The sequence below is a fragment of the Parabacteroides sp. MSK.9.14 genome (assembly GCF_019041495.1).
Lineage (GTDB): Bacteria > Bacteroidota > Bacteroidia > Bacteroidales > Tannerellaceae > Parabacteroides > Parabacteroides merdae.
On record NZ_JAHPXO010000016.1, the window covers coordinates 89,734 to 112,016 of the forward strand.

Here is a 22,283-nt window from a genome sequence, read left to right on the forward strand (position 1 = left end):
TAAAAAATAAGAGAGATGAAGACTGCTATTAAAATAGGGATGATGGGATTGTCCATCGTCCTGCTTGCCGGATGTAAAGAGAAAAGTCACCAGACGGAGATGCCGGCTCCTTCCATAAGCGTCGCGATGCCGGTCGTGCGAGATATCACGCTGACAAAAGACTATCCGGGCTATTTGAGTTCCGACCGCATGGTCAACCTGGTAGCACGCGTGAACGGATATCTGCAATCCTCGCAACTCGTGCCGGGCGCCAAAGTGAAGAAAGGCGACCTGATATTCGTGATCGAACCGGAAGTCTACCAAAACAATGTCACCCAGGCGGAAGCCGCGCTAAACACGGCAAAGGCCCAAGTCAAATATGCCCGCAGCAACTACGAACGCATGAAAGAGGCGGCCAAGAGCGGAGCCGTCAGCCAAATACAGGTCTTGCAGGCCGAATCGACCGCAGCGGAAATGGAAGCATCCGTACGCAACGCCGAAGCGGCTTTGAAAACAACCCGGACCAATCTGGGCTATTGCTATATCCGGGCTCCCTACGACGGGCGTGTCACCCGGGCAAGCTATGATGTGGGCAACTATATCAACGGCACTGTCCAACCCGTCACATTGGCTACATTATACAAAGACGACATCATGTACGCCAACTTCAATATCGAAGACAACCAGTTCATGCGGATGAAAATGATTGCCGACCAGAACGATCCGAACGTCAAGATGCCTACCCATGTTTCCATACGCCTCGGACAGGACGGACGGCAAAGTTATACCGGGACACTCGACTACCTCTCTCCCAACGTCGACCTGTCGACCGGTACGCTGAACGTCCGCGCCAATCTCGAAAATAAAGACGGCGAATTGAAAAGCGGGCTGTATGTTACAATCACCTTGCCCTACAGCGAACAGAAAGACGCTGTCCTCGTGCGCGACGCCTCTATCGGGACCGACCAGTTGGGAAAATTCCTCTATATAGTGAACGATTCGAATATCGTACGATACCGCCATATCGAACCCGGACAGTTGGTGGACGATACGCTCCGGCAGGTCATCAGCGGTATCCGCCCCGACGAACAGTATGTGACAACCGCCCTGCTGAAAGTCAGAGACGGTATGAGTATTAAGCCTATAAAATAAAAAGCTATGGTAAAATTCTTCATAAACAGACCGATATTCGCTACCGTCCTCGCCCTGATCCTGGTGGTAGCCGGATTGGTCACGCTACACATACTTCCCATCGCGCAATATCCGGAAATCACGCCGCCGACCGTACAGGTATCGGCTTTCTACCCAGGTGCGGATGCGGAAACAGTAGCGCAGACCGTAGGATTGCCCATCGAACAACAGGTAAACGGTGTAGATGGAATGCTTTATATGAGTTCCAATTCATCCAGTTCCGGAGCCTATTCACTAACCATCACGTTCGCTGTCGGTACGGATATCGACATGGCGACCGTCATGGTGCAGAACCGTGTCAGCATTGCACAAAGCAGTCTGCCGGAAGCCGTGATCGTACAAGGCATCACCACCAAGAAGCAATCGTCCAACATCGTTATGATGCTGACGCTAAGCTCCCGTGACTCCACTTACAGCGGGCTGTACCTGAGCAACTACGCCAGCCTCAACATGACGGACGAACTGACGCGTCTGCCGGGTGTCGGCTCCGTCAGTGTCATGGGAGCCGGAAGCTACAGCATGCGTATATGGCTCGACCCGAATGCCATACGCATCCGCAACCTCACGCCGGATATGATCTTCCAGGCGATCTCGACACAGAACACACAGGTTTCGGCCGGTTACATCGGGCAACCGATAGCCAAAGCGGACAACCCGTTCCAGTACACACTGACGGTTAAAGGCCATCTGACGACTCCGGAAGAATTCGGGAACATCATCCTCCGTACGGAAGAGGGCGGCAAGATACTCCGCTTGAAAGATGTCGCCCGTATCGAATTAGGCAGTTCTTCCTACAATGTCACCTCCAAACTGAAAGGACAGCCGAGTGCCGCCATAGCCATTTACCAACTCCCCGGTTCCAATTCGCTGGAAGTGGCCAAAGGGGTACGGGCCAAAATGGAACAGTTGGCAGACAACCTCCCGGAAGGCGTCGTCTATGATGTGACACTGGACACGACACAGGTAATCAATGCCTCCATCGACGAAGTGCTCGTCACTTTCCTGGAGACGACAGCCCTCGTCATACTGGTTATCTTCCTGTTCCTCCAGAATTTCCGTGCCGTTATCATCCCCTGCATCACCATCCCCGTCTCCCTGATGGGAACACTGGCGGTCATGTCGGCCTTAGGATTCTCGATCAATACGTTGACCTTGTTCGGGTTGATCCTGGCCATCGCGATCGTGGTGGATGATGCGATCGTGGTGGTGGAAAACTCGTCGCGGCTGATGGATACGGGGAAATATACCGCCCGTGAAGCCGTGACCGAAGCTATGGGTGAAATTGTCGACCCGATCGTAGGCGTCGTGCTGGTATTGCTGGCGGTCTTTATCCCGACGACCTTCATCAGCGGTATCTCCGGCCAATTATACAAACAATTTGCCCTGACAATCGCTGCCGCCACCGTCTTAAGCGGGTTCAACTCGCTGACGCTTACGCCGGCCCTGTGCGCCCTGTTCCTGCAAGCGAACAAAGAACCGAAATTCTTTGTATTCAAAGCCTTCAACAAGGTGTTCGGCAAAACCCAGAAAATATATGACGACATCGTCGGCCGCATGCTGAAGAACCCGTTTGTCACGATGGTGATATTCGGGATCATAACGGCCATTGCCATCGTCATGTTTATGCGCTGGCCGACCACTTTCATCCCGGAAGAGGATGACGGTTATTTCCTGATATCCACCCAGCTCCCGCCGGCAGCCAGCCTGAACCGTACGGAAGCAGTCGGAAAGCAGATCGACAAGATCCTCGACAGCTATCCTGAAATCAAGACCTATATCGGAGTAAACGGTTTCTCTATCATGGGTGGCGGCGAACTCTCGAACGCAGGGACCTATTTCGTGATCCTGAAAAACTGGAACGAACGAAAAGGCAAAGAACATACCGCCTCGGCTGTCGTAAACCGCTTCAACCGCGAAGCCTACGGCATCCAGGAAGCACAGATATTCGCAATGGTCCCCCCTGCAATCCCCGGATTGGGAGCTTCGGGAGGCCTGCAACTCCAATTGGAAGACCGTAATAATCTGGGCCCGACGGAGATGCAGCATGCTATCGAAACACTGCAAGCCACGTACCGGAGCAAGCCGCAATTGCTCAACCTTTCGAGCATGTACCAAGCCAACGTCCCCCAGTATAACCTGGCTATCGACCGCGACAAGGTGCAATTGCTCGGCCTGCAGCTTAACCAGGTTTTCTCGACTTTAAGCTACTATATGGGGGCTACTTATGTAAACGACTTCGTCGAATTCGGGCGTATCTACCAGGTAAAGATCGAGGCCAACGACCAAGCTCAAAAAGTTATAGACGATGTGTTGCACCTGAGTCTCGAAAACAATTCCGGCAAAATGGTTCCTTTCTCCGCTTTTACAGAGGTGAAGGAGCAGTTGGGACTGGATCAGATCAACCTGTATAATATGTATAAGTCGGCATCCATCACCTGCATAGCCAATCCGAAATATAGCTCCGGTGAAGCGATCCAGGCTATGGAAGAGCTCGTACAAGAGCAGTTAGGCAATAATTTCGGATATGAATGGACATCCGTCGCTTACCAGGAAACGAAAGCAGGCTCCACCACCATGCTCGTCTTTGCAATGGCTCTTTTGGTCGCCTTCCTGGTTCTTTCGGCCCAGTATGAAAGTTGGACAAGCCCGATCGCCGCCATCATGGGACTTCCGATCGCCCTGTTAGGGACCATTTTGGGTTGTTTTGTCATGGGCGTGCCGGTCAGCATCTATACACAAATCGGTATCATCCTGCTGATCGCCCTCTCTGCGAAGAACGGCATCCTGATTGTCGAATTTGCCCGTGACTACCATAAGGCCGGCAATCCGATACGCGAATCCGCACTCGAAGCCGGCCATATCCGTCTGCGTCCGATCCTGATGACTTCATTCGCATTCGTCTTAGGGGTGATGCCTCTGCTGTTTGCAACAGGAGCCGGAGCGAGAAGCCGTCTATCCTTAGGAGCGGCAGTCGTATTCGGCATGGCGGTAAACACCATTTTTGCAACGATGTTTATCCCCAGCTTCTACGAGTTGATGCAGTTATTCCAGGAAAAGGTATTGGACAAATTCAGCCGGAAACAGAAATAAGCCGGGATACAGGTAACACCGAACATAGGGAGATGTGTCGAATTCACCCTTTGTTCCCACATTGAGGGCATAGCCGTCAAGCGCGGGAACAAAGGGGCTTTCGACACATCTTCCTTCTTTTATCAATCGACTTTATATTCTCCTATCTGCTTGAACCCGTTCAGGAAGTCCGTAACAGGCAAACGTTTCTTACCTGCCAACTGAACCGACAGCAGGCGCAGATAGCCGTCTTCCACCGCGATATCGATATAGCTTTTACGGTCGGTCCGGATGGTTCCGACGGGAAGTTCATGTGCGGCAGGGCGCTTCTCTGCCTGATAGATTTTCAGCGCGGTGCGCACGCCCTCCGGAGAAACGATTTCAGTCCAGGCAGCCGGATAAGGAGACAGACCGCGGATGAAGTCATAAACCCTTTTCACCGGCTGAAGCCAGTCGATACGGCAAGTTTCTTTGAAAATCTTCGGAGCAGGACGGAGTTCGGAAGGATCTTTATAAAATTCTTCCTGAGGAACGGCATCTGTTTTTCCTTCCAACAACAAATCGACGGTTTCCAGTACTAGCCCGGCTCCCATCGTCATCAAGCCGTCATGGACGATCCCCACATCATCCGTATCGGCTATAGGCAAATGCTTCTGGCGGATGATCTTACCTGTGTCGATCTCGTGAGTCAGGAAAAAGGTGGTCGCACCGGTTTCCGTATCTCCGTTGATCACCGCCCAGTTGATAGGAGCTGCCCCCCTGTATTGGGGAAGCAAAGAGGCATGGAGGTTAAACGTTCCCAGACGCGGCATATCCCAGACAACCTCCGGCAGCATACGGAAAGCGACGACGATCTGCAAGTCCGCTTTCAAAGCCCGCAGCTCGGAAAGAAAAGCCTCATCTTTCAACTTTTCGGGCTGGAGTACCGGTAATCCCTTCGACAGGGCATATTGCTTCACCGGGCTTGCCTGTAAGACACTGCCATGACGGCCGACCGGTTTGTCCGGCATCGTAATCACCCCTACTATATTGTATCCGCCTTCAACCAAGGCACGCAGGCTCTCCACCGCAAAATCGGGAGTGCCCATATAAACGATTCGTAAATCTTCTTTCTTCATTTTTTAATCTCCTGAAAAGTTTTCAACCAGCACTTCGCGGTATGAATTAAATATTTTCGATTTGGACATAAAGCCGATATACCGTCCTTCCTCGTCTACAACCGGCAGGTTCCAGGCCTTCGTATCGTCAAAGATACGCATGATCTGTTCCATCGGCGTCCCTACCTGGATCTTGGCAGGTGCCGAAACCATGAACTTGGAGACGTGAAACCGATTATATAACTCAGGGCGGAACATAATGTTCCGGATATTGTCCAACAGAACAAGCCCCAACAGGATACCCCGTTCGTCGATAACGGGGAACATATTTCGCCCGCTCTTGGCAATCACCTTCACCATATCTCCCAAGGACATTTCGGGAGAGACAGTCAGGAAGTCGCGCTCGATCACACTGTCGGTATTCAGCAACGTCAACACGGCACGGTCTTTATGATGGGTAAGCAACTCCCCTTTCTGGGCCAGACGCATCGAATAGATACTGTGTGGAAGAAACATCTTAATCGTGATATAGGAGCTCACAGATACGATCATCAGTGGAAGGAAAAGAGCATACCCGCCGGTCAGCTCGGCAATTAGGAAGACACCGGTCAGCGGCGCATGCATGACACCGGACATGATACCCGCCATTCCCAACAAGGCGAAGTTCTTCTCCGACAGATACATCGTAAAGGGAAAATAGTTGGACGCATGCGCAAACACGAATCCGGCAATGCATCCTAAATACAAACTGGGAGCAAATATACCACCACAACCGCCTCCAGCATTCGTCGCGCTCGAAGCAAAAACCTTAAACAACAAGATCAGCGTAAGGAATATCTGCAATCCCCAATAGGTATCGTTCAGACTATAGAACATACTCTTATCCATTATATGGGAGAACTGCCCGTTCAACAAAGACGAAATCGTATCATAACCTTCACCATAGAGCGGAGGAAATATGAAGATCAGCACACTCAGCATGATCCCCCCAACGACGAATTTCTTCCAGTAATTATTCAAGTTCCGGTACATCCCCTCGACCCGGTTCATGACTTTGGTAAAATAGAGAGACACCAAACCACAGAAAACACCTAGTAACAGCACATAAGGAATACGCTCGATCACAAACGCTTCGGTCTGGGAAAACGGAAACATTGCTTCCGTACCCGTAAAAATATAGGAAACAGTCGCAGCCGTCACCGAAGTGATAAGCAAAGGAAGTACCGACGTCATCGTCAGGTCCAACAACAGCACTTCCACCACAAACACCACCCCAGCAATCGGAGCTTTGAATATACCGGCAATCGCCCCGGCAGCCCCACAGCCGACCAGCAACATCAAAGTCTTTTGCTCCATGCGGAACAGACGGCCCAAGTTGGATCCGATCGCAGCCCCTGTCAACACAATAGGTGCCTCTGCCCCGACCGATCCGCCGAAACCGATGGTGACGGAACTGGCGACAATGGAAGTCCAAGCATTATGAGGCTTGATGCGGCTCTTCCGCTGGGAAATGGCATAGAGTATCTTCGTCACCCCGTGGCTGATATCATCCCGTACGATATATTTTACAAACAAACCGGCAAGCAGGATACCGATCACCGGATAAAGCAGATACAGGTAATTCGCCCCATCCTGATTAAAATTGCCGGTCAGAAGATGTTGTATAAAATGAATGATCGACTTCAGGACAATAGCTGCTGCTGCCGTACAAATACCGACCAGAAAACTGACGATCAATATGAAATGCTTCTCTTTTATATGCTTGTCCCGCCATAACAGGAACCGATAGAAAAGTTGAAAATTGAAAATTGAAAATTGAAAATTATCCTTCATAATCAACACCTCTATTTTTTAATTCTTAATTCCTCAAACGCCTTTACCAGTAATTACTGTTTTAACTGTATAGATCAGAATTGTCAGATCCAGTGTCAGCGACATATTTTCGTAATATAATATATCATATTCCATACGCTCCACCATTTTGTCCACACTTGCCGCATAGCCGTACTTCACCATCCCCAACGAGGTAATGCCCGGACGGACATTGTGCAACAGATAGTAGTAGGGAGCCGTTTTCACGATCTCGTCGATAAAATATTTCCGTTCGGGGCGCGGTCCGACCAGCGACATATCCCCTTTCAGCACGTTCCAGAACTGCGGCAATTCGTCCAACCGGTATTTCCGCATGATACGTCCGAACGGCGTTACACGCAGGTCGTCTTCCGACGAAAGCGACGGGCCGTTCTCTTCGGCATTGACATACATGGTGCGGAACTTGTACATCCAAAACGGCTGTCCGAGATAACCGATCCGCTCCTGGCGGAAAAACACGGGCCCCGGAGAATCCTTCTTCACCCGCCATGCGATATAGGCGAATAAGGGAGAGAGCAACAGCAGTGCAACGACAGAACAGACTTTATCCAGAAAAAGCTTTATGTTCTGTTCGGCCGGTGAAAAGTTGTTATCCGTCACATCGACCAACGGGATTCCCCGTATCGTCCGAAGCTGTATTTTCGAAAGCATATTGAACCGGTCCGCCAACACCTTTATCGGACGTTTATACCGGTAGAGCGAATAGAGGATTCCTAAAAGCGCCTTATTATTCTTCGACTCGACAGCTAAAACGATTTCATCCACATTCTCTTTTTCCATCAAGACCGGAATATCTTCCACCGTCCCCAGCACCTGATTCCGGTCGGCCTTGACCGGCGTCCTCTCGTCTTCCGAGACAAAGCCGCAAATATCATAGCCCAGGCGATACAAATCGTGGGCGATGCGGACAGCCTTCCCTCCCGCACCGATAATCAGCACCTTCATCGCCCACTCCCGGTTCTTTATCTTCCTCATCCCGCTTTGCGTAATCAGCAGACGCGGGATATAGGTTATGAAAAACTGCAATCCGAACATTCCGAAGAACAGTTTATAATAGATATCGATCGAACGGGGAATATCGTCGAGCAGCAATGCAAAAAAGACGAAAACCGTCCCGATCAGCACGGTAATGAATGTCGAGAAAAGTTCGGTGAGGCGGGACTTCCCGAACGGCTTGTTATAATATCCCGAAAAATAATAAAGCACCAGCCAGAAAAGAGGAATGACTACCTGGCCGCCAAGCACACCCGGATATTGCAAATAATCAAGCAGACTATCTGCTCCCTCATCGATGGCGAACACCTCATAGCGAAGGATATTGAATAGCAACCACGCTACCGAAGCCGATATAAAATCCGATAATATGTATTTTCCAGCCTGCTTGCTCTTCTTCATTTTTATCTGATTACCTGGATAACGCCACCGTCTCCTAATTTGATGATATTGGAAGGCTTGGCCTTGCTCATATCATCCTGGCGATATTTCACAATATAATCGACCCCGTTCTTAATACTGTCCGACACCTCGCTGAAATTACCCGGAGAAGGCTCGCCGCTCACGTTCGCAGAGGTGGAAACCAACGGCCTGCGGAAACGTTCGCACAGTTTACGGGAAAACTCTTCGTTCGTCACCCGGATGCCGACACTTCCGTCTTCACCTAAGAGATTGCTCGCCAGATTCTTTGCATGAGGATAGATAATCGTAAGCGGTTTATCGGCCACTTCGATCAGGTCCCAAGCTATATCGGGCATATCCGACACGTACATGCTCAGTTTTGCCGAACTGTCGGTCAATACCAGCATAGCCTTATTGTCCGTTCTCTTCTTCAACTCGTACACTTTTTGTACGGCTTTCTCGTTGGTCGCATCGCAACCAATTCCCCAGATCGTATCTGTAGGATAGAGTATTATGCCTCCCGCCTGCATAATTTCGCAGGCTTTTTGAATATCTTCCGTCATTGTTTTTTAAATAATGTCACAAATGTACAAATCATTCGCGGACTTGGAAAGCGGTTTGGACTTTTTTCAAACAGTTTCCAAGAATCGCCACTCCCGGAATCTGCCATTTTGCTTCCTCCAAACAGGCAAAACGCTTCTTTTTATTATGTTAAAAATATTACCCGCTATATTAATTCATAGAACATGGGGTACTAATCCGATTTACACAGGGTGGTAGTGACATTTTGATATATCAAAAAAGAGTGGCGATGTGCCACCCTTCATTCACCAAAAACATCTACTGAGCCGTTTTTTTGTTACAAAAATTCCCGGCACTAAAGTATCATCTGTCGGAAATACTGGTTCACCGACTGTTTTTCGGACTGTATCACATTCAGCATAGCGAAAGATACAGATTTGCACGACAGTCAGCCGTTCCCCTCGTCCGGTAACGTTTTTTTATATTTGCTCAGGGAAACGCTTTATATAATATTTAATATATTGATCCCCAAAATCTTTTTCTGATTCTGGATACTCAATTCGGATTGTATAATAACTACCGAAATCTTTTTTTACAGTTTTCTGATAATAAATAATCCCGTCCGAATTCTTTCCGGATAAAAAATAACCCGTCTTTGAACGATGTTTGTAAGTCGTGTTCCACCCATGTTCTTCATTATATTTTATTCCATTCTGATAATGAATATCCAATGATTCACTTTCATTGGAAAAATGCTTCGATCTTTATTCCATTCTCTGAAAGGAATACCAAATTATTATCATTCTGGGCCATACACTGTTCAGGATAGTAAATATAATAATCTCCTTTTTCAATATATTCGCAAACCATTACAACCTCTTTATCTTTGGCATCTTTCTTTTCTGAAGCAGATGGTTTCGCATTTGCCTTTACTTGTTCAGTAACTTGTTCTGTTTCATTATTCTTATTATCCTCCATTAAAAAAAGAAAGATGGAAAAATAAATTGCCCCAGGTAAAAGGAACGCTAATATTCCTTTTCTAAGAGTATAAATTAAAGAAAATGAGAATATACTCACATTGCTGTTCCCCCATATAAAACGGCAAGAAAGAACTTCCTCGATATTACAATATGTATAAATCATAACTATGATGGAAAAAATACCCCCACAACCAAATACTACAAAATAATCCCAAAAAGAAAAACAATTCATTCTTAGCCCTAAGCCTCCTATAGCAAAATAACAACTTATAGCTACGACGTAAGGCAACACATTCGCAATCAACCAACAATTAAACGTTTTCATTTCTTTCTTCTAATTTTGATTTCAACATTTCATCACATTCGACAAATTCAAGTATCTTCTTTACAGAAGGAATAATATACTTCTTGGCAAATGAACCATCAGCCATCTCCACCCATATATGATTATTTGTCAACCAGTCATATTCACAAATATATCCATAGCCATAAGGATCAAACGCATCTATTCCTTCTTCAAATAAATGTTCCAGATATATTTCCGGCTTAGCCTTCCCATCCAGAGACTCTTTTGTTTTAATTGCATAATAAACTTTACCTTTATCAAATCCAAAATAAATAGAAGTTCCTTCTTTCCATGATTCCTTATAAAAATAAAACTCACGCTCCTTTAGGTCTGTCCGTAATCCACCTTTCACGCCACATTCCAAGGCCACAGATTGAATCATTTTTGTCATAATGGCATCTTTCACGGCTTCTATATAGGTCGGTATTTGCAAAACAGACTCTATATTTTCAGCTTTCGAAAGCAAATTAATAATTTCAGATTGAACTATCGTGCTCATATCTTGTCCTGTTAATTGTTTTAAATAATTTATATATTGATTTATTGTTTCACGGACCAACGGTCGGTGAACTGCAATCCCGACACATTGTCCCAGCCACTCTATAATAGTTTTTTTATAAGAAATACATCTATAATCAACTCCTCTCCCACTATCATCAGAGGCATATCTGCCGTCCGGTGTTAAATATAGAATCATATAATTTCCTACGCCATATTTCCCTATTGCATATTCATTATAACGTTTTAACTGTTCCGGCTGATCCTTGGCATAAAACTTATTTTCGATAATAACTGCCCAATTTGAACTTTCTATAAGAATGTCAATTCTTCCATATTCAGAAACTGCGACTTCTGTCCTTACCAACGCATTCCGGGAGTCAAAACCTTCTATCTGATTTATATCCAAAAACAGCTTTAAGAATGAGTTATGTAATCCGTGTGTTCCTTCAGGATTCAAGAGTTCTGCCAGAATAGTAGAATGAGTATTTTCATAATGGCTCACTCCTAAAATATGAAATATATTAAAACGAGTACCCATTATTTCCAAAATCTCATTATTCTTTTTTGACAATAAAGATATTTGAGATAAGAGGGTTTGTATTTTGTCCATAATAATAATATAATGAAGGGAGATGTACGAAAAACAACCTTACCCCCACGCTTGACCATACATAATAAAAATCCTATGTACGCTGTGTACTTGGCAATATACAATAAAAAAAACTATCTTGCCTTATCTCTCATAAGCAAAACGTGGTTTTATAATTCAATGTTGCCAATGATCATCCATAATCAGCCATTTCACCCCCTCCAAACAGGCAAAAAACAGCCGGAGAGCAGCTTGAAAAAATTAAAACAGCTTCTAATTAATAAAAAAGCAAGCCACCAAACAGAAATATCCATTTATATTATCTAACTTTACGGATTCAAATATATTGGAGGTTTTATCACCATAAACCCGCATATCCGATATATCAGAGACGATAAAAAAGAAAAAAACAATATATAATGATTACAAAATGGAACTTTCAAACCCCAACAGAAGAAGAGTTACATAAGAGAGACAGGCTGGCAAGCCAACTGGGACTCAGTCCGGTCGTATGTCTTTTGCTCGTTCAGCGAGGACTCACCACTGTTGAAGAGGTGAAGAAATTCTTTAAACCCAGCTTGAACGACCTGCATGATCCATTCCTCATGCCAGATATGGAGAAGGCGGTCAAACGCTTGAATAAAGCACTGGGTAATAAAGAAAAGATTTTGATTTACGGAGACTACGATGTAGACGGTACGACTGCCGTCTCATTGGTCTACAAGTATTTGCGTCCTTATTCATCGGCATTGGATTATTATATTCCGGACCGGTATGACGAAGGATACGGGATTTCGTACAAAGGGATCAATTACGCCCGGGAAAACGGGATCACGCTAGTGATCTCGCTCGACTGCGGCATCAAGGCCATCGAAAAGATCGAATATGCCAAGCAGTTGGGGATCGATTTTATTATCTGCGACCATCACATGCCGGACGACACATTGCCCGATGCCGTCGCCGTACTGGATGCCAAGCGGGTGGACTCGGTCTATCCGTACGAACATCTGTCGGGATGCGGCGTCGGGTTCAAGTTCATGCAGGCATTCGCCAAAAGCAACAACTTCCCGTTTGCCGACCTGGAGAAACTGCTGGAGCTGACGGCGGTCAGCATCGCCTCGGACATCGTCCCCATCACCGGCGAAAACCGCATATTGGCTTACTACGGCCTGAAGCAGCTTAACAGCAATCCGAGCCTCGGCCTGAAAGGGATCATCGATATCTGCGGCCTGTCGGGCAAAGAGATCACGATCAGCGACATCGTCTTCAAGATCGGACCTCGCATCAACGCTTCCGGCCGTATGATGAACGGAAAGGAAGCGGTCGAACTGCTCCTGGCGAAGGATGTCGACGTGGCCCGCGAAAAGAGCGAGAGCATCAACCAGTATAACGAAGAACGCCGCGAACTGGACAAGAAGATTACAGACGAGGCGAACGCCATCATCGACGAATTCCAGAACATGGAAGACCGTAAGGCGATCATCGTCTACAATCCGGGATGGCACAAAGGGGTGATCGGCATCGTCGCTTCCCGCCTGACGGAAAAATACTACCGCCCGGCAGTCGTCCTGACGAAATCGTCCGAACTGATCACTGGTTCCGCTCGCTCGGTCACGGGATTCGACATATACAAAGCAATCGAAAGCTGCCGCGACCTGTTGGAAAACTTCGGTGGCCACACGTATGCCGCCGGCCTCTCCCTGAAAGAGGAAAACCTGGACGCTTTCACCCAGCGGTTCCTCAAGCTGGCCGCCGACGAGATCATCCCCGAACAGATGACGCCGCAGATCGATATAGATGCCGTGCTGGACCTGCAAGATATCAACGCCAAGTTCATGAGTGAGTTGAAAAAGATGAATCCGTTCGGCCCGGACAACCAGAAGCCCGTATTCTGCTCGCTCGGAGTCAAGGATTACGGGACCAGCAAGCTGGTAGGGAAAGACTTGGAACATATCAAACTGGAATTGATCGACGACAAGTCGAACACACCGATACACGGCATTGCTTTCGGCATGCACCAGCACAATACGCATATCAAGAACATGAAGCCTTTCAATATCTGCTACACCATCGAGGAGAACACCTACAACGGCAACACGTCGTTGCAACTGATGGTGAAGGACATCAAGGAGAACGATATATGAAGGGATGCGGTGGATGTCTACCATAAGATCTTAGGGAAGTATTGGGGATACCCTGCTTTCCGTCCCCTACAGGAGGATATTATCCATTCCGTCTGTGCCGGAAGAGACACGCTCGGCCTGATGCCGACGGGAGGCGGCAAATCGGTCACCTTCCAGGTTCCGGCATTGGCGATGGAAGGGATTTGCTTTGTCATTACCCCGCTTATCGCTTTGATGCGCGACCAGGTCGACAATCTGCGCCGGGTCGGGATCAAAGCTACGGCTGTATATTCGGGCATGGGCCGGCAGGAAATCGTTGCGGAATTGGAGAATTGCGTTTCCGGACAATACAAGTTCCTGTACGTTTCGCCCGAACGGCTTGCCACCGGATTATTCAGGGAAAAGCTACAGGCCATGAACGTCTGCCTGTTAGTGGTGGATGAAAGCCATTGTATCTCGCAATGGGGCTATGACTTCCGCCCTTCCTATCTCCATATCGCCGACATTCGGGAGCAACTGCCCGGCGTGCCGGTACTGGCACTGACGGCGACTGCCACGCCCGAAGTCGTGGACGACATACAGAGACGATTGCTTTTCAAGGAGAAGAATGTGTTCCGGACAAGCTTTGTCCGTCCGAACCTTGCCTACATCGTGCGCCGTACGGAAGACAAGCTGGGCACACTGGCCTACATACTCGGAAAAGTGCCCGGCACGGCTATCGTCTATACCCGGAGCCGGAAACAGACAAAAGAGGCAGCTCTCTTCCTGCAACAAGCCGGAATATCTGCCGATTTCTTTCATGCCGGACTGAACCGGGAAGAAAAGGCGATCCGGCAGCACCGTTGGAAAAATAACGAGTGCCGCGTAATGGTCGCCACGAATGCTTTCGGGATGGGGATCGACAAGCCGGACGTGCGGTTGGTTGTCCATCTGGATATGCCGGGATCATTGGAAGAATATTTCCAGGAGGCAGGCCGCGTCGGACGAGACAGCCGGAAAGCCTTTGCAGTAGCTCTCTGTACAGATACGGATAGTTTTCATCTGAAAAAGCGGATAGACGATGAGTTTCCCGAAAAGAAGCTGATCGGAAAAGTATATGAAGCGTTGGGCGATTATTTCCGAATTCAGGAAGGGCAAGGAAAAGATATCGTTCATAACTTCGAACTGACAGATTTTTATTCCATTTGCCAGCTTCCTCCGCTACAGATACATCATGCATTGAAGTTGCTAGAACTGTCCGGCTACATTGAATATTGCGAAGCAATAGACGAATCATCCTTCCAGACCGCCCCCCAAATCACATATACGCATCCACGTGTGCGAACAAATGTCCTTATTATCCCATCTTCCGCTTATGAGGAACGTCGGGAAAGAATGAAAAAACGCATTTCGAAAGTGGTGGAATACATGAACGGGATACATATATGCCGGAGTCGCCTGCTACTCTCCTATTTCGGGGAAAAGAATACGGAAGATTGCGGATGTTGCGACGTCTGCCTTTCCAAGAATGATTCCGGCCTGAACAACCGGGATTTCAACGCCATACGCGACCTGTTACTCAGACTGCTTTCCACCCGGCAACTGCTTCCTGTCACCACCTTGCTCCCCTTATTACCTTTTCCGGAGGAAAAAATCGTCACCACCATCCGCTTCTTAGCCGAGCATGACAAACGGTTTTATTTGAAAGAGGGAAAGGTGGGAATTTTTACGGATATCGGAAATGCCAGATAACGCACTTTAGCGACTTATCTTTTATTACTCTCGTTTTTTGTTGTTATCTTTGCCCCTAAATAATCCAAATCAGCAAATGAATAAGATTAACATATATGTACTGACGTTCTTTCTGAGTCTGGCTGGTGTATCTATCTATGCACAAAACAACCGATCACAAGTGGTTATTACAAGCGGACAAGACAATAATGTATTTTTTCATACAATAGAAAGAGGACAAACTGTTTACGCAATCGCTACCATGTACGGGGTTACACCCGATGATATTTACCGGCTGAATCCAGATAGCAAAGAGGGGATCAAAGCAGGTGCCACCCTTAAAATACCGCAACGCGACATAGTTGGAGGTACTGCTAAGAAGCAAGATGGAAATTATATTTTCCATACCATACAGCCCAAAGAAACCCTGTATTCATTATCCATCCGGTACACCGTTCCCGCTACCGCCATCGTAAAAGCGAACCCCGGATTGTCTACTTCCACTTTTACAATTGGCAAGACAATCCGCATTCCGGCGACGCAAGTGGAAGATTTACCGACGACGGAGCTCAAGACCGTTACCAAAGAAATTGAATATACCGTCCAGAAAAAGGAAACCATGTACCGGATCTGCCGGAAATTCAATATTTCCAGCTACGAGTTGATCAAGCTTAACCCGAAATTGAAAGAAGGAGTTAAGGCCGGTATGACTATTAAGATACCCGTACAAGCCGAAGAGAATATGACAACCGAACCTGCAACCACCATGCTTTCGGAAAGAGATGTCAATGCGTTGCTCTCAGAACCGAAAAGCATCGAGCGCGTCAACAGCGTCAAAGTAGCCTTGTTATTGCCGTTTATGACAAATGAGACTATCCCGTCTACGGAGACACAACGCTTCATCGAATATTACGAAGGTCTCTTGCTGGCGGTGGACAGTCTTAAAAACACAGGCTGTTCTATCGATCTGTCAGTTTATGATACAGGAAACGGAACGAAGAAACTGAAAGAGATCCTGAAAGAGGATGCCTTGAAGAATGCCAACCTCATCATCGGAGCCGTACAAAACGACCAGATCGGCCCGGTTGCGGAATTTGCCCAGAAGAACAACATCAAATATGTGATTCCTTTTACATCGAAGAACGACGATGTGTTGTCAAACGCATATGTTTACCAGGTAAATACGCCCCACTCCTACCTGTATGCCAAAGCGGCTCAAGGCGGATGCGACCTATTTGCCGAAGACAATATAATCCTACTGAACATCAGGGACGGCAAGGATAAAACCGAATTTATCAAGGCATTCAAAGCCGAGATGAAACAACGGCAGATCCCATTTACCGAAATCAATTATAATGCCGAAACCCTAACTGCCGATGTCGACACGCTCCTCAGAACAGACAAACGGAACGTGATCGTACCGACTTCGGGCACATTGGAGGCTCTAAACAAGATCAAGTCTCCGTTACGTATGCTGGCGGAAACAAAACCCGAATGCGGACTGACCTTGTTTGGCTATCCTGAATGGCAGACATACACGCGTGACTGTCTGGAAGATTTCTATGCACTGAACACATATATATATAGTAACTTCTATGCTGATAACCTGTCGAAAGAAGTGGCAGACTTCTATACCAAATATAAAAACTGGTATAGTAAAAACCTGATCAATATATTCCCTAAATATGGTATTTTAGGATTCGACACCGGTATGTTTTTCATCGGAGCAATCAACAAATATGGTTCCAACTTCGAGAATAATCTGGATAAAATTCATTACCAGGGTGTACAGACCGGATTCGATTTCCATCGCGTAAATAACTGGGGAGGTTTCATTAATACGAACATCTTTATTGTTCATTATCAAAGTGATTTCAATGTAACACGGAACGAAGTAAGATGATCAGGAAAGTTATTACAACAGTTATTATAAGCCTTGTCACCCTGAACTACATTCAGGCGCAGGATAAGTTCAAACGGGAATTGTCTTTGGGTGCTTCCTTCGGTACGACCTTTTCCAAAGTCAGTTTTGCCCAGACGAAAGTGCAGCAGAAAATGAAAATGGGCTACACGGGCGGTCTCACGCTCCGGTGGATTACGGAAAAAAATCTAGGATTGCAGGCTGAACTGAATTTCATCCAACATGGATGGGATGAAAAGTTCGAGGACCAACCTCAGTATAAATACAGCCGGACAATCAACTACTTTGAACTTCCGATCCTGACACATATCTATTTTGGCAGTAAACGTTTCAGGGTATTCGTCAACCTAGGACCCAAAATAGGATATGCTTTCGGTGAAAAGACAGACGAGAATCTGAACGGAGCCAAGCCGAACACCGAAAACGAACAGCACGATATGCCAATCGAAAAGAAATTCGACTGGGGATTATGCGGTGGTCCGGGTATCGAACTTCGTACAGGAATTGGCTCTTTCCTCCTGGAGGGCCGCTACTATTATGCCCTCGGCGACATCTTCAACAGCCGTAAAGAAGATTATTTTTCCAAATCGTCTTCGCAGGTAATCTCGGCTAAGATCACGTATATGATTCCGGGATTTTAAGATTTATGATTGAACAATCTTAGGCAATATAGAAATCAAGGCTTACAATAACTTTGTAACAAAGACAAGCCAAGAATGGGCAGTAGGCTCCTCCCAAAACAAAAACGCCGCCTTTCCCTTTTTAAAAGTCTAAAGCTCTACTACATGGTTAGTTTTGCATTAGAAGTATTAAGAATTTATCAATGCTAATAGAGATAATATAGTCTTTAGGCTATCAGATTTAGGCCAAAAAAAGAGGATATCCCAGTGATGAGATATCCTCTTTTTTTTATATACTCCGAAATGATTATCTCAAGCGATCCAAAGAACGCACCAGTGCTTCGTCTGCCCCGATATTACGTATAGCCAAATAATCCAGAATCAGGCTGATTAACGGAAAAGAAAAGGCGATCTTCAAACTTAATGAGAATATCTCCTTTTGATTACCCAGATCCCAGTAAAAGAATGCAAAGAGACCGTAAAAACCTAACATCAAAATTGCATTAAATACGCAAATCCGTATCTGAAGGATTCTTTTCTTAAACAGGAAGATAGTCAAAAGAGCCAGCAAAGAGATCACGATTGTCAAAGCAAACAATCCCCATGTGGGATAAATAAGTTCCGGCTGAGCGGCCATTGTACTGATACCGGTCGCATCAAATGTAAACAATTGATCACCCGACTGCAACACGGCAAGCGGTAAAAACAGAATGGCAATCGTCAATGCCATTATAATAAGCAAATAAACCGTTTGTATTCTCTGTAACATAATAAAACAATTGACAATTAACAATTAACAATTGACAATTATTAGATGATACTCACCTAACCGTCAATTGTCAATTATCAATTGTCAATTAATTAAAGGTTATTCTTTTCTTTTGCAGGGTTCTTATAATACACCTTACCATCTTCATACTCCTTAGCTGCGATCAAAGTCGGTTTTGGGAGTTTTTCATAGTAACGTGAAATCTCAATCTGCTCTCTGTTTTCAAAAACTTCTTCCAGATTATCATTATAGGAAGCAAATTCCTGAAGTTTCTTTTCCAGATCCTGTTTCATCTCAACAGCAATCTGATTAGCACGTTTACCAATGATTGCAACAGTTTCATACACATTGCCCGTGTCTGATGACAGCTTCATCATGTCGCGGGTAACTGTATTCGACGGAGCGTTAGTCTTTCTGTAATCCATACTTACTTTATTGATTAGTTGTTTCGTTAATACGTATCTGTTATTCGCTTGCTGGCATAGTCGTAGAACTTCTGAACCTGTTTTACATACTTGCCTTCGGGATACTCGTTCATGTAATTGTAATATTCATCTACAACCTCACGGTAACGTCCCTGCAACTTTTCTTCCACACTAACCACAGCCAATTCGTATTTGGCACGAATGGTATAGAACATAAACTCTTCCCTATATTTTGAATACGGATAGTTCTTAAGTGCATTTTGCGCGGTAATCACACATGAAAGATAGTTGTTTCCCATATAGGTACCCAAGTTGAAATACAACCGGACTGCTAACAGTTCCTTATAGGCGAGCTTTTCCTGCAATTCGAACATAATGTTCTGAGCTTCTTTAGCACGTTCGCTTTGCGGATAATACTCCAAATATAATTGCAACTGGTTAATGGCTTCATACGTTTGCGCCTGATCCAAGCGGGGGTCCGGTGAATCCAGATACAATCCATAACCCGAATAATAACGGGCCAACTCGGTAAACTCGCCTTTCGGATAAGTCGTATAATAGGTATTAAAGTATTGCGAAGCAGTCTGGTAGTCTTTTTGTCCATAATAACTTTGCGCCAGCAGATACAAAGATTCTTCAGCATTAGCTGTACCTTTAAAAATAGGCACCAGTTCATCCAGCAAAGTGGCAGACTTCGAATATTGTTTTGCATTGAAATATTTCTTTGCATACGAATATTTCAATTCGTAGTCTGTACTTTTCAGTATCTTGTTATACTCCCCACAGGAAGATAACAGAACCGTAATCATCATCAATAAAAATACAACCTTTTTCATTCACATACTTTTAGCGCGCAAAGTTAAAGTTTTCCAACAAATAAACGAAGCGCTTAACGTTAATATTTACAACTTATATAAGTCACTGGCCGCAATCAGCTCCAGTTTATTGGCTTTCAGAACCTCCGCACACTTCTCCACATTGTCGGGACGAATGATCACATTGGCTGCCTCACCCTGAGAAAAAGCGTACATATACTCAATAAATATTCCGGCCGAAGTAATGATGTCCATCGCTTTAGCCAATGCTCCCGGCTGATTGGGGCAATGTAGGCAAACGACATCGGCCACGCTCACGGCATACAGGCGATCGCGTAAGACCTTGATGGCAGTATCCGTATCCGACACGATCAAACGCAAGATACCGAAGTCTGAATTTTCAGCAACTGTGAAAGCGGACATGTTTACGCCTGCTTCACCTAATATTTTTGCCACTTCCGTAAAACGGCCTTTCTTATTTTCCAGAAAGATAGATAACTGTTTAATTAACATGGGGGATAAAATTTGATTTATAACTAATTATTTATGATTTATGATTTATGAACTGTCGATAATTCATAAATCACAAATCATAAATCAGAATTCTTTCCTATTCCAGTTTACGATTATCGATCACATGTTTGGCTTTACCCATACTCCGCTCGATGCTGCGCGGCTCGACAATCCTTATATCGGGTTGCAAACCGATTACACTCTGCATACGGTTCGCGATTTTCTTCTTCAAGGCAATCATCTTGTTCATTTCGTCCGAATAAAACTCCTGACGCACTTCTACTTGAATTTGGAATGTGTCCGTATTGTTTACACGGTCGACCACAATCAGATAATGCGGTTCGAATTCCGGCATTTCAAGAATGACCGATTCCACCTGCGACGGAAATACATTCACACCCCGAATAATCAACATATCGTCACTACGTCCGAGAATACGTCCCATACGAACTGCCGTACGTCCACATTCGCATTTATCATAAATCAAATGCGTCAGATCGCGCGTACGGTAACGGATCATAGGCATCCCTTCTTTTGTCAATGTCGTGAAAACCAATTCTCCGTGCTGTCCAGGTTCTACCGGTTCCAAAGTAACCGGATCCACAATTTCAGGGAAAAAATGGTCTTCCCATAAATGCGTACCGTTCTGGCACTCGCACTCTCCTCCAACTCCCGGACCACAAATCTCTGTCAGCCCATAGATATCATAGGCCTTGATATTCAGCTTGCTTTCCAACTCTTTACGCATATTTTCCGTCCAAGGTTCAGCCCCAAAAGCACCGACACGCAACTTGAATTCTTCCAACGGTATGCCGGATGAGTGAATTGTTTCTGCCAGATACAACGCATAGGAAGGCGTGCAAGCCAACCCCTTAGCGCCAAAATCATGCATCAACTGAATCTGTTTCTGCGTATTGCCACTACTCATCGGAATTACCGTCCCGCCGATATTCTCGACTCCGGCATGTGCTCCCAAGCCTCCTGTAAACAAGCCATAACCGTATGAAACCTGCACCGAATCATTCTTGGTCAGACCATAAGCGGTCAGACATCGTGCCACCACTTCAGCCCAGATAGACAGATCTTTCCGGGTATAACCGACAACAATAGGCTTTCCCGTCGTTCCGGAAGAAGCGTGCAACCGGACAATCTCAGACATCGGCACGGCCATCAGCCCGAAAGGATAATTGTCCCGCAAGTCCTGTTTAACGGTAAACGGGAGCTTCACTATATCGTCAATAGAATGAATATCTTCCGGAGTAATCCCCATTTCCTGCATTTTCTTACGGTAGAAAGGAGAATTATGATAAGCGTGTTCAACAACCCGCCTTAAGCGGATACTCTGTAATCTCCGCATTTCCTCGCGGTTCATACATTCGATAGTCTCGTTCCAAATCATGGTATCAGTTCGCTGTCTTTTAATGTTAATAGTCTAAATCAGTTGCAAAGTAATAACTTTTTTGCAAAGAAACCTTCTTTTTAGTTCTCCTTTTATGCCACCTCGTGCTTATCTTACCGTTTTCATCCGTCTCCGAACTTGTTAAAACAGCATATAAACCTTTTTTATAGGGAGATTATTGTCGTAAAGGTATGACATAAAATGAAGCAGGACAGCAGACAAACTAATAAACAAAAGCACAAATGTTTGCATACACCCACATCTTGCGACCTTCTACATCCGGGTGTAGCGTTCCATAGACCCGGATGTTCAGGCCCCATACATCCGAATGTTCAGCCGAAAATCATACTACTTTGCTAATAATAAAATACCTATCTATCACAAATAGCCTATGTCTCGTCCTGAAATAGGTTGACTTCATAAAAGTCAACAAAGATGAAAAAAGAG

Annotated in this window: 18 protein-coding genes; 7 read left to right on the plus strand and 11 right to left on the minus strand. The window is 45.8% G+C overall.

Annotated features, from left to right (window positions below):
* The first annotated feature begins 15 nt into the window (after positions 1-15).
* Positions 16-1,131, plus strand: coding sequence for an efflux RND transporter periplasmic adaptor subunit (locus KTG12_RS10400; RefSeq protein ID WP_138273224.1), 1,116 nt, complete (start codon positions 16-18; stop codon positions 1,129-1,131).
* Between the two features lie 6 nt (positions 1,132-1,137).
* Positions 1,138-4,260 (plus strand): efflux RND transporter permease subunit, encoded by a 3,123-nt coding sequence (locus KTG12_RS10405; protein WP_138273225.1) that lies wholly within the window; start codon positions 1,138-1,140, stop codon positions 4,258-4,260.
* Positions 4,261-4,382: 122 nt separating this feature from the next.
* On the opposite strand, the gene fmt is transcribed toward KTG12_RS10405, so the two are convergent.
* From fmt to KTG12_RS10435, 6 genes are all read right to left on the minus strand, one after another.
* Positions 4,383-5,357, minus strand: a complete 975-nt coding sequence (gene fmt, locus KTG12_RS10410) for a methionyl-tRNA formyltransferase (protein ID WP_005639324.1) — start codon at positions 5,355-5,357, stop codon at positions 4,383-4,385.
* A gap of 3 nt (positions 5,358-5,360) precedes the next feature.
* Complete coding sequence (locus KTG12_RS10415) at positions 5,361-7,169, minus strand: chloride channel protein (protein ID WP_005639322.1); 1,809 nt, start codon at positions 7,167-7,169, stop codon at positions 5,361-5,363.
* A 33-nt stretch (positions 7,170-7,202) separates the two neighbouring features.
* The gene (locus KTG12_RS10420) at positions 7,203-8,603 is read right to left on the minus strand and encodes a sugar transferase (RefSeq protein WP_005649953.1); all 1,401 of its coding nucleotides are present in this window, start codon (positions 8,601-8,603) and stop codon (positions 7,203-7,205) included.
* Positions 8,604-8,605: 2 nt separating this feature from the next.
* Positions 8,606-9,166, minus strand: coding sequence for an L-threonylcarbamoyladenylate synthase (locus tag KTG12_RS10425; protein WP_005639316.1), 561 nt, complete (start codon positions 9,164-9,166; stop codon positions 8,606-8,608).
* Positions 9,167-9,866: 700 nt separating this feature from the next.
* Entirely contained in the window at positions 9,867-10,430 is a 564-nt protein-coding gene (locus tag KTG12_RS10430; protein ID WP_022322265.1) for a hypothetical protein, read from the minus strand.
* A complete protein-coding gene (locus KTG12_RS10435; protein WP_149936145.1) occupies positions 10,417-11,562 on the minus strand; it encodes a PD-(D/E)XK nuclease family protein in 1,146 nt (381 codons plus the stop codon). The genes KTG12_RS10430 and KTG12_RS10435 overlap by 14 nt, the downstream gene beginning before the upstream one ends.
* 12 nt (positions 11,563-11,574) lie before the next feature.
* On the opposite strand from KTG12_RS10435, the gene KTG12_RS10440 reads away from it, so the two are divergent.
* From KTG12_RS10440 to KTG12_RS10460, 5 genes are all read left to right on the plus strand, one after another.
* Entirely contained in the window at positions 11,575-11,868 is a 294-nt protein-coding gene (locus tag KTG12_RS10440; RefSeq protein WP_138273226.1) for a hypothetical protein, read from the plus strand.
* Positions 11,869-11,960: 92 nt separating this feature from the next.
* A complete protein-coding gene (recJ, locus tag KTG12_RS10445; protein WP_005639311.1) occupies positions 11,961-13,685 on the plus strand; it encodes a single-stranded-DNA-specific exonuclease RecJ in 1,725 nt (574 codons plus the stop codon).
* 9 nt (positions 13,686-13,694) lie between these two features.
* On the plus strand, positions 13,695-15,395 hold the full coding sequence (locus KTG12_RS10450) for an ATP-dependent DNA helicase RecQ (protein WP_138273227.1): 1,701 nt from the start codon (positions 13,695-13,697) through the stop codon (positions 15,393-15,395).
* A gap of 76 nt (positions 15,396-15,471) precedes the next feature.
* A complete protein-coding gene (locus KTG12_RS10455) occupies positions 15,472-17,277 on the plus strand; it encodes a LysM peptidoglycan-binding domain-containing protein (RefSeq protein WP_138273228.1) in 1,806 nt (601 codons plus the stop codon).
* Positions 17,274-17,936 (plus strand): porin family protein, encoded by a 663-nt coding sequence (locus tag KTG12_RS10460; RefSeq protein WP_119216194.1) that lies wholly within the window; start codon positions 17,274-17,276, stop codon positions 17,934-17,936. The genes KTG12_RS10455 and KTG12_RS10460 overlap by 4 nt, the downstream gene beginning before the upstream one ends.
* Before the next feature lie 286 nt (positions 17,937-18,222).
* On the opposite strand, the gene KTG12_RS10465 is transcribed toward KTG12_RS10460, so the two are convergent.
* From KTG12_RS10465 to KTG12_RS10485, 5 genes are all read right to left on the minus strand, one after another.
* A complete protein-coding gene (locus KTG12_RS10465) occupies positions 18,223-18,684 on the minus strand; it encodes a DUF4293 domain-containing protein (RefSeq protein ID WP_005639306.1) in 462 nt (153 codons plus the stop codon).
* 92 nt (positions 18,685-18,776) lie between these two features.
* Positions 18,777-19,109: a DNA-directed RNA polymerase subunit omega gene (locus KTG12_RS10470; protein WP_005639305.1), complete on the minus strand. Its 333-nt coding sequence runs from the start codon at positions 19,107-19,109 to the stop codon at positions 18,777-18,779.
* Between the two features lie 26 nt (positions 19,110-19,135).
* Positions 19,136-19,945, minus strand: coding sequence for an outer membrane protein assembly factor BamD (locus KTG12_RS10475; RefSeq protein WP_005639304.1), 810 nt, complete (start codon positions 19,943-19,945; stop codon positions 19,136-19,138).
* A 66-nt stretch (positions 19,946-20,011) separates the two neighbouring features.
* Positions 20,012-20,437 carry a hypothetical protein gene (locus KTG12_RS10480; protein ID WP_005639303.1) on the minus strand — a complete coding sequence of 142 codons (426 nt, stop codon included), beginning with the start codon at positions 20,435-20,437 and terminating at the stop codon, positions 20,012-20,014.
* A gap of 97 nt (positions 20,438-20,534) precedes the next feature.
* Positions 20,535-21,836 carry a phenylacetate--CoA ligase family protein gene (locus tag KTG12_RS10485; RefSeq protein WP_005643803.1) on the minus strand — a complete coding sequence of 434 codons (1,302 nt, stop codon included), beginning with the start codon at positions 21,834-21,836 and terminating at the stop codon, positions 20,535-20,537.
* Positions 21,837-22,283 lie beyond the last annotated feature (447 nt).